This window comes from Streptomyces sp. NPDC002513 (genome assembly GCF_053595355.1).
On sequence record NZ_JBSFXK010000109.1, the window covers coordinates 1 to 10994 of the forward strand.

The following is a 10994-nucleotide window of genomic DNA, read 5'->3' on the forward strand; positions in this document are numbered from 1 at the left end:
GAGCCTGCTGATACCTCTTCATCAACGAGCAAGGTTGAGGGGGGTCACTGCTCGTTCAGTACGTAGATGAGGTGTGGCTGAGCCCCGTGGATAACCTCAGGGAGGGGAGGATGTCAAATCCATGGTCACCTGCCCATGACAACGCGACGCACGTTGCAATCACGTTGCGCAGAAGGGGATCCGCCGCCCCGGCGGCGCGTTCGTCCGTCCTGCCCGGTCAGTTCCCGGTGCTCTCGTCCTCGCCGTCCTCGGCCGGGTCGTGGGCGTACCGGCTGCGGACGGGGACACCCGCGAACTTGCTCAGCAGCCGGGCGAAGTCCCGGCGGTCCCGGGCGGACCAGTCCCGCATGATCTCGCCGAAGTACTCCTGGCGCACCCGGTGCGCCAGAGTGGCCAGGTCGTGCCCCGCCGCGGTCAGCTCCAGGCAGGCGCGCCGGCTGTCCGCCTGCGACGGCACCCGCCGCACATATCCCGCCTCGACGCTCGCCGCCACCAGCCGGCTCGCCCGTGAGGGGTCCACGGCGAGGCGCTCGGCGACCAGACCCACCGTCACCTCCTGGCCCGGCTCCTCGGGTTCCTCCTCGACGGCGTCGACCACAGCGGTGTGCGCCAGGTCGATGGACCGGTCGAGGCGGCTCGCCACGAAGCGGCCCAGGGTCCGCTTGGTCTGGTTGCGCCGGATGCGGACCATGGCGCGCTCGACGGCGACCAGCGCCGGGTCCGGCTCGCCGCCGGCGAGGGGGGCCGTGGGCGCGGCCTCGGAGGGGTCGGGGGAGGCGGTCGGATCCACGGGCTCGGGCATGTCCCCATGGTAGCCGTTGACGTGTGACTTAGGCAGTTCTGTGCCGAAGGCATATAATTGACTGGGGCATGGATGTGTCGCGCGGACGGGCGCTCTCCGATGGCGGCTTCTCCGGCACGGCGCGAAGATCCAAGGAGGGACTGTCCGGCTGCACGAGTTGAGGACCGTTGGTGGACCTGCCATGCCGCTTCCTTCATCCGGCGGACACCGGGATCCGCCCCCGGGACCGCTGGCCCCGAACGGTGACCCCCTGCTGGCGGCGCGGTTCAGCGTGCCCGCCCCGCCCACGACGTATCTGCGCAGGCCGCGCCTGACGGAGCTGCTGGAACAGGGCGTGGAAGGACCCCTGACGCTGGTCAACGGCCCCGCCGGAGCCGGCAAGACCCTGCTCGTCGCCGACTGGATCACCGCCGGGGCCGCCCCGGGCCGCGTGGCATGGCTGACGGTGGAACCCGGCGACAACGGGCCCGGCGTGTTCTGGACCTACGCGCTGGAGTCCCTGCGCCGCCACGGACTGGAGGCCCCCGAGGATATCGGCAGCCCGGCCCGCCCCGGCGAAGTGGATCACTCCCTGCTGACCAGGCTCGCCGCCCGGCTGAGCCGGCGGACGCAGCCCCTGATCCTCGTCCTCGACGCGTTCGACCGGATCGTCACCTCGGCCGAGGTCGCCGGGCAGCTGGAGTTCGTCCTGCGTCACGCGGACGGCGGACTGCGGCTGCTGATCATCAGTCGTACGGAGCCGCTGCTGCCGCTGCACCGGTACCGGGCCGCCGGCGAGGTCACCGACATCCGCGGCGTCGACCTCGCCCTCCGCCCCGAGGAGACCGCCGAGCTGCTGAACCGCCACGGCTTGCCTCTGTCGGACGCCGGCACCCGGGCCCTGACCGAGCGGACCGGGGGCTGGGCAGCCGGGCTGAGGCTGTGCATCCTCGCGGCCCGGGGCGCCGACGACCCGGAGACCTTTCTGAAGGACTTCGAGGCGGGCCGCAGCACACTCGCCGACTTCCTGCTCGCCGAGGTGCTTCAGACACAGCCCGCCGAGACCCAGGACCTGCTGCTGCGCACCAGCATCCTCGAACAGATCCATCCCGGGCTCGCCAACGCCCTCACGGGCCGTCAGGACGCCGAAGGGATCCTGGCGGCGCTCCAGCGCGCCAACGCCTTCGTCGAGAGCATCGGCCACGCCTGGTACCGGCTGCACCCCCTGTTCGCCGAGATCCTCCGGGTCCACCTGCGCGTCAGGCACCCGGGCCTGGAACCCGAACTCCACCGCAGGGCGGGGCGCCGGCTGAGCGAGGCGGGACTGCTCACCGAGGCCCTCCCGCACGCCGCGGCGGCCGGCGACTGGGAATGGGCCGCCACCCGGTTCATCGCGGAACCCGCGATCGGACGCCTGCTCACCGGACTCGACGCCGAACGCCTGAGCGCACTCTTCTCCCGGATGCCCCCGGACGCCAGGGGACCGGCCGCGGACCTGGTACGCGCCGCCCGCGCACTGACCGGCCACGACATCGACCGGGGCCTGCGCCATCTGGGCCGCGCCGAGCAGCAGCTGCCCGCCGCCGACGCCCCCGACTCCGCGGCCCTGCGCCTGAGTTGTTCCCTGCTGCGCGTCCTCGCCGCCCGGACGACCGGCTCGGCCGACCTCGCGGAGGCCGCGGCCCGGGACGCGGAGGCGGCCCGGCGCGCCTTGCCCGCCGAGCGCCTCGCCCGGCACCCGGAACTGTCCGCGCTGCTGCTCACGGACCTGGGATCGGCCCGGCTGTGGGCCGGCCGACTGGAGTCCGCGCGGTCCGCCCTGAACGCCGCCGCACAGGTGGACGACGGCCCGCGGACCGCGCTGCTGCGGCAGGAGTGCCTCGGCCGGCTGGCCCTGATCGACTTCCTGCACGGCCGGCCGGGCCGCGCCGAGACCCACGCCGGGGAAGCGGTCGCCGAGGCCGAGCGGGCCGGGCTGCCGCCCGCCGCCCGGGCCGGTGTCGCACAACTCGTGCTGGCCGCCGTAGCCATCGAACGCGACGACCTCACCGCGGCCCGCACCCACCTCGACCACGCCGCCACCGCTGCGGCCCCCCGCGACCCGCTCGTCACCGCGGGCCTGGCCCTGCTGCGCTCACGCCTGCTGCTCGCCCGGGGAAAGCCAGGGGCGGCACTGCGGCTGGCGGCGGCGCTGGAACCACCGCCCGCCCCCGTCGAACCCTCGCCCTGGCTGCACGAACGCACGGCCCTGGCGATGGCCGCAGCCCATCTCGCCGAGGGCCGCTCCCAGGCCGCACGCCGGATGCTGGAGGGGGCGGGCGGAGGAGCGGAGACCGTGGTGGCGGTGGCCCGCGCACATCTCGCCGCAGGCGACGGCAAGGCGGCCTCGGCCCTGCTCACGGGGCTTCCCAGCGGCCAGGGCGACGGACCGGGCATCACGGTACGGGTGCTGCTCGCGCGGGCGCAGGCCGCCGACGCGCTGGGCGACGACGCGGAGGCCCATCGCCTCGTCGCGCGGGCCCTCGCCCTGGCCCGGCCCGAGCACCTGCGGCGGCCGTTCCTGGAGACCGGCTCCTGGCTGCGGCGGCTGGCGCGGCGCCGGACCGCCCTGACCCGGGGCCACGACTGGCTGGGGACCGGGCTGACGGGGCACGCCCCGGTGCCGGACGCGGCCGAGGACGGCGTGCCCGCACCCGTCACGGAGCCGCTCAGCGAGCGCGAGCACGAGGTGCTGGAACGGCTGGCGCAGCTGATGTCGACGGAGGAGATCGCCGCCGACCTGTATCTGTCGGTGAACACCGTCAAGACCCACCTGAAGAGCCTCTACCGCAAGCTCGCGGCGACCCGGCGCGGCGAGGCCGTACGCCGGGCCAGGGAACTGCACCTGCTGTGAAGACGGCCGCGGTTGGCGTGGACGGGGCGAGGATCACTCGGGCAGGCGCCGCATCTCCACCACCCGCAGGCCCAGCGACTGGCAGCGCGCCAGCAGACCGTAGAGCTGCGCCTCGTCGATGACCTGGCCGAACAGCACGGTCTGCCCGGACACGACGCAACTGTCCATGGCCGGGAACGCCTCGCTGAGCGCCCTCGGCAACCGCCCGTCGACCCGGATCTCGTAGCGCATGCCGGCCCGGTCACGTCCGCCCGCGGACACCCGGGAACGTCGTGCGGCCGCACGCGCACAGCGCCCAGATGATGAGCCCGTACAGCGCGATCCGGATGAGCGCCCACTCCGGGTGGTACGGGACGGACGGGAAGCGCACGATGATCAGCAGGACCGCCATGGCCACCCCGAGGACTCTCGCCCAGGCGGCTGCGGCGAGCAGACCGAAGCTCACGGCGACGGCGACCGCCCCGAGGCACAGATGGATCCAGCCCCACCCCGTCGGATGGAACCTGTGGACGGAGTCGCCGGTGGCGGCGAAGACGCCGGTCCGGGTGATCGCCATGATGCCCCGGTGGATCGCGAGGACGCCGGCGAAGAACAGCATCACGGAGGCGAACAGCGTCAGGCCGATGGCCGCCGCCGTCGTCAGGGCACCGGACGAGCGGTAAGGGGACGGGGTCGTGGTGGCCATGGGGGGACTCCTTTCCGTGCCCGGCTGCCGTGCACAGCCGCTCTCCAGCGAGGGTGCGCCCGCCGGCCCGTCCGGTCCTCACCCGCCAGGGGTGACGAGGGGGCCGCCGGGCGCCGGTACTTCGGGGGGAACGGTCCGCGACGGGTCGCCACGACATGCGCGTTCCGCCATTCGGCCGCATGCTGAAACGGCCCACCACACCAGGCCGCACAGGCCGACCACCCACGGGAGGTCCTGTGATCCTGTTTGCCCTCCTCGTGCCGGTCGTGATGATGGCCATCCTTTTCGGAATGGCCGCCTTCGAGGAATTCCTCTTCCTGCGCCCGACCTCCACGGACGAAACCAGCCCTCCGGCCGACGAGGCGCAGACGCCCTCGTCCTGACGGCGTCGAGAGACGCACCCGGACCCCCGTCGGCGGAGCCCGACCCCTGACATCGGTCCGCTCCCGCGTCCCCGGCGCCCGGGTGTCCGCCCGGTGGCCGGACCTCGGTGACCTCGGCCAGGGTCTGCTGAACCGGGTCCAGGCCTCGCTCCGTCCGACATGCCGCCGTCGCCGTCGTCGGGCCCTGCCCCCGGTCCGGTGAGGTCCCTCAGGAGTGTGCGGTAGGGTTTACCTGCGTGATCACGCGGAACACCGTGGGAGACGCACCGGGACGTGGCGCAGCTTGGTAGCGCACTTGACTGGGGGTCAAGGGGTCGCAGGTTCAAATCCTGTCGTCCCGACTTTATGAAGTCGCAGGTCAGGGGCCATTTCAGACAAGGTCTGGAGTGGCCTTTTGATCATTTTTGGGGACCGGTTGGGGACAAGCCTGCTTGAACGCGGCCGAAGCGCACCTTGACTCGGTCAAGGTGCGCTGCACAAGCCGTTTTCCCCGGCACCTCCCGGCTCAGGCTGCCCCGAGCTTCAACCACCCTGCTGCGACAGGACGGCGGTGGCGGTGTTTCACCTGCACTCGAACGGCAAGCGCCTCCCGGCGCACACTCCGGCAAACACAAGTGCCATGGCCTGCTCGTGATCGCGCTCACCGACGACCGGGGTCGAACGCTCCGGGTCTCGACGGCAGACGCACCTCGGAGATCACTGCATGCCACCACGACCGGCTCACCGCGAGGCTGCGGGCGGTCGGACTCGGGGCCATCGCAGACCTGGGGATCGTCGGCCGCGACGACAGCGATCCCGGCGGTGACCACCGGCTACAAGGTTGCCCGGAGTTCGCTGCCGTGCCGCTCCTCGGCGAGCCGTGGTGGGCCCGTTCGTAGCCATGAGCGTCGAGAACGGGCAAGGAGGGTTCGATAACGACACCGCCTGAGGTCACGGGGCGGCCCGCTTGCGCGGACCGCCCCCAGCGGTGCTGTCAGGCCGTCAGGTTCAGGGAATGTTCTGGTACAGCGCGGTAACCTGATTGGCCGTCAGGGCGTAGTTGTACGCCTGGACGCCACTCACGGAACCACTCACCCAGTCGTCGTGGCTGCCGTTGTCCAGGCCCCGGCCGAGGACCAGGTTTCCGGTGGCCGCCCATGGGGTGACGCCGGTGACGGTGCCGGCCAGGGTGCCGTTCACATACAACTGGGCCGTCTTGGTGGCGGCGTTGTAGACGCCGGTCAGGTGGGTCCAGGTGTTGGCCGAGGCGCCCGCGGCGTAGGCGTAGGAGATGGTCGGGTTCGAGGTGTCGGCGCTGCATCGCCTGCCGTTCTCTGATCTCAGGCTGTGATCCGGGACGGGGGCGGACGCGTACCGTGAAGGCGCGTCCGCCCCTGTCCCTGTCCGAAAGGCACGTTTCTTGTCCTCGACGCTCTATCGAGTACGCGAATCCTTTTCCGACGCGCCGAGCGCGCTGACGCGGGCGCGCTCGATCATGCGCGACCTGGCCGACTGGAACGGCCTCCCTTGGCCTCGACTGGAACCGGTCACCACACGCGAGCAGTATGTGCACGCAGTGCGCACCTTCAGCGTCGGACGGGTGGGCGGGGAACGGGATCTGCCTGGCCTGAACTCGTACCTGAGCGAACTGACATCCCGCGGTATCGCGCTCGATCGTCAGGAGCCGAACCCCTTTTTCGTCGCGGACATCCAGCTCCGCCCCGACCTGGCCGACCTCTGGCCATTGCCCGACGGCCTGACCTTCTTCCTGAACATGACCCCGCCCTTCGGCGGCCCGGACAGCGAGCCGGAAGACGACAGCACCGAGGAGGATCTGAGCCAGATGGTCTCCGTACTCGGACCACTGACCATGAGTGTCAGCTGGGACTGTGGCTGGAGCGGTCTGCCCGAATCCAAGGACTGCGGCGTCCAGCTCTGCCTGAACAGCGTCTGGGCCGGGCAGCACGCCGAGTCGGCCCCCGGTGAGTTCGGCGTCTGGGTCAGCCTCGGTCCACGTGTCGCCTGGACGCCCGGGGGCGAAGCCTGGCTCCGCGATTCCGGACTTCCGCTGGGCGAGCCCGAGGACGGGTGGTGACCCGGACGCCCCGCGCCCCCTTACACGCCGATGCAGGCGAGACGTGCGCGCAACTCGCTCCAGGTGACGCCGTGGGTGGCGGAACACGTGGGCGAAGCAATGGGGGTCTGGCAGGCCGTTTGGCGGACTACCTCGGAGGCGACGCCGACGACGGCCATGCCGAGGGACACACCTACTACTCACCGAACGAGTACTCCCACTGATCCGCCTGCTGCCGCTGTCTGACACCAGGCTGTAACCCGGAGCAGGGGCGGATGCGTACCGTGAGGGCGCGTCCGCCCCTGCCCCTGTCCGAAAGGCGCGTTTCCTTGTCCTCGACGCTTTACCGCGTGCGTGAACCGTTTCCCGACGCTTTGAGCGCGCTGTCTCGGGCGCGCGCGATCATGCGCGACCTGACCGACTGGACGGCCGAGCCCTGGCCTCAGCTGGACAAGGTCACCACGGTCGAGCAATTCACCTACGCACTTCGTACTTTCGACACCGCCCGGTTCACCGCGGACCGGGTACCTCACGTCTTCCCTTTCATCGACGAGTTGCGGCGCCGAGGAGTCGTCACGTTCGACGCCCGGCAGACGAAGTCCTGGTTCAGCGGCAACGTGCGGCTGGGGCCGGACCTGGCGGATCTCTGGCCGTTTCCCGAGAGCGTCGACCTCGCCCTGGCTGCGACTCCGCCCTTCGGCGTCCCCGGCGGCGAGCCTGAGGACACCTGCACCGAGGAGGAACTGGACCGGATGGTCTCGGTGCTCGGCCCGCTGACCCTGAGCGTCATCTGGGACTGCGCCTGGCGTGGGCTCCCGGAGGCCAAGGGCTGCGGCGTGCTGCTCTGCCTGAACAGTGTCTGGCTGCGGCAGCACGACGAGCCGTCCCCCGGCGAGTTCGGCGTCTGGATCTCCCTCGGCCCCCGTGTCGCCTGGACACCCGAGGGCCAAACCTGGGTCCGCGACTCCGGACTTCCGCTGGGTGCACCCGAGGACGGGTGGTGACCCGGACGCCCCGCGCTCCCTTACACGCCGATGCAGGCGAGACGTGCGCGCAACTCGCTCCAGGTGACGCCGTGGGTGGCGGAACACGTGGGCGAAGCAATGGGGGTCTGGCAGGCCGTTTGGCGGACTACCTCGGAGGCGACGCCGACGACGGCCATGCCGAGGGACACACCTACTACTCACCGAACGGGTACTCCCACTGATCCGCCTGCTGCCGCTGTCTGATCTCAAGCTGTGATCCGGGACAGGGGCGGACGCGTACCGTGACGGCGCGTCCACCCCTGTCCCTGTCCGAAAGGCACGTTTCTTGTCCTCGACGCTCTACCGAGTACGCGAATCCTTTCCCGACGCCCCGAGCGCGCTGACGCGGGCGCGCGCGATCATGCGCGATCTGGCTGACTGGTCCACCGCCCCCTGGCCCCGACTGGAACCGATCAGCACGGCTGAGCAGTACGCGTACGCCATCCGTTCCTTCGGTACTGCCCGCATGGTCGTGGACCGGGAACCCCGCATCTTCCCTTTCCTGGATGAACTGGTGCGCCGCGAGGCCATCACGTTCGACGCGGAGCAGCCGAGGTCCTGGCTGACGGCGAACCTGCGGCTCAGCCCTGGCCTGGCCGATCTCTGGCCGTTGCCCGAGGGCGTGATGGTCTCCCTGGACACGACCCTGCCCTTCGGCACCCCCGAGAGCGAAGCCGAGGACGACGCCACCGAGGAGGAACTGGACCGGATGGTCTCCGTTCTCGGCCCGCTGAGCATGGACGTCAGCTGGAACTGTGGCTGGCGCGGCCTGTCCGATTCCAAGAACTGCGGCATGCAACTCTGTCTGAACACGGTCTGGGCGGAACAGACCTCTGAACTCTCCCTCGGCGAGTTCGGCGTCTGGATCCGACTCGGCGCCCGTGTCGCCTGGACGCCCGAGGGCGAAGCCTGGCGTCGGGACTCGGGACTCGCGCTGGGCGAACCCCAGCAGGGGTGACCCGGACGCCCCGAGCCTCCGGCGATCAAGCAGCGGGCCCGCAGCTGGCAGAAGAGCCGCAGGCGGCGGGCCTGCTGCTCCCGGCTTTTACTGGTCAAGGGGTCGGTTGACTCCCAGTTCTTCAAGGCGGTCGTGTGAAGGGATGACCCCTTGTTCGATTTTGGTGTCCCCTTGACCGCGAGGGCTCCATGTCTGGATGGCCAGTGCATCAAGACTTTGAACACGACAGCCGGGTCCCTGGCGTCGGTAGCAGAACGACGAGTGGACCGAGGCCCGCCGTTACCCCAGCCGCGAACTCCTCGCCAAAGCCTGCCTCCACCCGATCGAGTCAGAAACAGACGAGACTGATCCTGCCCACCGAAATCACCGCATATCCTCAACATCGAGATCACCGAGTGGCCGTCGCTGCACCACTCCAGCGGACGTGACCGATCGCCAGAGAATCGGCTGGTTCGCTGTCGCGGTAGTTGGCATGATGCCTGGTGATGACCGATCAGTCCCCAACCTCAGCCTCCGTTCCTCTCTTCGACCACCGTTCCGCCGCGCGTGACTCACTTCATGGATTGGCCGTCGGTGATGCGTTCGGCGCGCAGTTCTTCGTTCCCGAGAACCGGTCCGCTCTGGAGGAGCGCCGACTGCCGCCCGGTCCGTGGCCGTGGACGGATGACACCGAGATGGCCTGTTCGGTGTTCGACGGGCTGCGGCTGCGGGGCAGGGTGGACCAGTGGGAGCTGGCACAGTCCTTCGCACGGCGCCATGACTTCGACCGCGGGTACGGTCCGGCGATGAACCGGCTCCTTCGGCAGATCCGCGAGGGCGGTTCGTGGCGGGATCTCGCGGCCGGACTGTTCGACGGGCAAGGATCCTTCGGCAACGGCTCGGCGATGCGGGTGGCGCCGTTGGGGGCTTGGTTTGCCGTGGACCTGGAGGAGGCCGCTTGGCAGGCCGCGTGTTCGGCCGAGGTCACCCATACTCACCCGGAGGCCGTGGCGGGCGCGGTGGCCGTCGCGGTTGCGGCCGCCTGCGCCGCACGCAGTCGTGGTCACCGCATCACGCCACAGGAGTTGTTGCTGCCGGCCGTGGAGCTGACTCCGGCGGGGAAGGTCCGCGACGGTGTGGCCGAGGCGCTCGACCTTGCCGGCCAGCCGCATGTGGAGCTGGCCGCCCACCGGCTGGGCAACGGGCGCCAAGTCAGCGCGGTGGACACGGTGCCGTTCACGCTGTGGTGCGTGGCAAGACACCTCGACGACTTCGAGGCCGCGCTGTGGGCAACTGCCTCGGCGGGCGGGGACGTCGACACCACGTGCGCGATCGTGGGTGGAATCCTGGCGTCCCGCTTGGGCGTTCCCGGCATCCCGAAGAACTGGTACGACACCGTGGAACCGCTGCCGGGGTGGCTGGAAGCGGACCGGCTCGGCATCGACGCGAGCCGGACGGACTTTCGGCAGACGGTACCGATCAAGCGCCCAAAGCCGATCCAGGCTCCCGACCTGGTGTGGACACCCGGCGAGTGGCAGCGGATCCGCCACGGTGTCCGGGCCCAGGCCATGGAAGAGAAGTGGAACGCCTGTCTTGAAGGCGATCGGCTCCTGCTGTGCCGCAGCTGGACGGGCCACTGCGTCTTCGAGATGACCGTCGAGCCGAGCGCGGATGGCTGGCGCCCGGTGAACGCCTGGGTGGAGTCGGCCCGCGACAGATACCGGCGCGGAACCGACGAGGCAGAGAGCGCCTTCCTGGAGATGCTCCTGAACATGTACTTCGGCAAGGCTGACCGACCGGAGCTTTGGGAGCGATACCGCCGACTGCGCTTCGGCAGTTGATCCAACGCTCAACCTGACGACCGACACCAGCGACACGCATGCTGATTCGTCCACGCAAGACAAAGTAACGTTCTCGTGCGCTTGAACCGTTCCTAGAGACTGAGCGGGAGTGAGTCCTGACGCCAGAACTCATGCTCAGCCGAACGCCCCGAACGGTGTTGGGCGTTCTGGTCCACCGCGTTCTCGTCGTGTCCGGCGCACACGGATCGGGTCCGTGGTCCGGTAACACGCGGGCGGTTTTCCTCACGTCCTCGGTGGCCTGGTCCGGCCTGGACGGTCCGATGCCCCGCACGATCGCTCTGGTCGTGCGGGGGCGGTGCCGTCCGTCGCCGGATCGGGTGCCCCAGGGCGCGCCTTCCGATCGCGATGCTCGCCGCGTCGTGGCGAGTCATCACG

At 70.3% G+C, this 10994-nt stretch carries 10 protein-coding genes, 1 tRNA gene and 1 pseudogene; 7 read left to right on the forward strand and 5 right to left on the reverse strand.

Going from position 1 to position 10994, the window contains the following annotated elements; all coding sequences use genetic code 11:
* Positions 1 to 217: 217 nt before the first annotated feature.
* Positions 218 to 802: a MarR family winged helix-turn-helix transcriptional regulator gene (locus ACWD5Q_RS34430; RefSeq protein ID WP_451431009.1), complete on the reverse strand. Its 585-nt coding sequence runs from the start codon at positions 800 to 802 to the stop codon at positions 218 to 220.
* A 181-nt stretch (positions 803 to 983) separates the two neighbouring features.
* On the opposite strand from ACWD5Q_RS34430, the gene ACWD5Q_RS34435 reads away from it, so the two are divergent.
* Positions 984 to 3674: a LuxR C-terminal-related transcriptional regulator gene (locus ACWD5Q_RS34435; protein ID WP_451431010.1), complete on the forward strand. Its 2691-nt coding sequence runs from the start codon at positions 984 to 986 to the stop codon at positions 3672 to 3674.
* A gap of 33 nt (positions 3675 to 3707) precedes the next feature.
* On the opposite strand, the gene ACWD5Q_RS34440 is transcribed toward ACWD5Q_RS34435, so the two are convergent.
* Positions 3708 to 3905 (reverse strand): hypothetical protein, encoded by a 198-nt coding sequence (locus ACWD5Q_RS34440; RefSeq protein ID WP_451431011.1) that lies wholly within the window; start codon positions 3903 to 3905, stop codon positions 3708 to 3710.
* Between the two features lie 10 nt (positions 3906 to 3915).
* A complete protein-coding gene (locus ACWD5Q_RS34445) occupies positions 3916 to 4359 on the reverse strand; it encodes a DUF7144 family membrane protein (protein WP_451431012.1) in 444 nt (147 codons plus the stop codon).
* A gap of 236 nt (positions 4360 to 4595) precedes the next feature.
* Here ACWD5Q_RS34445 and ACWD5Q_RS34450 point away from each other — a divergent pair, with 236 nt between their 5' ends.
* Positions 4596 to 4742: a hypothetical protein gene (locus tag ACWD5Q_RS34450; protein ID WP_451431013.1), complete on the forward strand. Its 147-nt coding sequence runs from the start codon at positions 4596 to 4598 to the stop codon at positions 4740 to 4742.
* A 267-nt stretch (positions 4743 to 5009) separates the two neighbouring features.
* A tRNA-Pro gene (locus tag ACWD5Q_RS34455) sits at positions 5010 to 5083 on the forward strand.
* A gap of 646 nt (positions 5084 to 5729) precedes the next feature.
* On the opposite strand, the gene ACWD5Q_RS34460 is transcribed toward ACWD5Q_RS34455, so the two are convergent.
* Positions 5730 to 6065 (reverse strand): LamG-like jellyroll fold domain-containing protein, encoded by a 336-nt coding sequence (locus ACWD5Q_RS34460; RefSeq protein ID WP_451431018.1) that lies wholly within the window; start codon positions 6063 to 6065, stop codon positions 5730 to 5732.
* A gap of 76 nt (positions 6066 to 6141) precedes the next feature.
* On the opposite strand from ACWD5Q_RS34460, the gene ACWD5Q_RS34465 reads away from it, so the two are divergent.
* The 4 genes from ACWD5Q_RS34465 (at position 6142) to ACWD5Q_RS34480 (ending at position 10598) form a co-directional block, all read left to right on the forward strand.
* On the forward strand, positions 6142 to 6816 hold the full coding sequence (locus ACWD5Q_RS34465) for a hypothetical protein (RefSeq protein ID WP_451431014.1): 675 nt from the start codon (positions 6142 to 6144) through the stop codon (positions 6814 to 6816).
* Positions 6817 to 7145: 329 nt separating this feature from the next.
* Positions 7146 to 7799, forward strand: a complete 654-nt coding sequence (locus ACWD5Q_RS34470) for a hypothetical protein (RefSeq protein WP_451431015.1) — start codon at positions 7146 to 7148, stop codon at positions 7797 to 7799.
* A 382-nt stretch (positions 7800 to 8181) separates the two neighbouring features.
* Positions 8182 to 8778 carry a hypothetical protein gene (locus ACWD5Q_RS34475; protein WP_451431016.1) on the forward strand — a complete coding sequence of 199 codons (597 nt, stop codon included), beginning with the start codon at positions 8182 to 8184 and terminating at the stop codon, positions 8776 to 8778.
* Positions 8779 to 9341: 563 nt separating this feature from the next.
* The gene (locus ACWD5Q_RS34480; protein ID WP_451431017.1) at positions 9342 to 10598 is read left to right on the forward strand and encodes an ADP-ribosylglycohydrolase family protein; all 1257 of its coding nucleotides are present in this window, start codon (positions 9342 to 9344) and stop codon (positions 10596 to 10598) included.
* Between the two features lie 92 nt (positions 10599 to 10690).
* On the opposite strand, the pseudogene ACWD5Q_RS34485 reads toward ACWD5Q_RS34480, so the two are convergent.
* Positions 10691 to 10994, reverse strand: a pseudogene (locus ACWD5Q_RS34485) (IS200/IS605 family accessory protein TnpB-related protein); the annotation flags it as partial.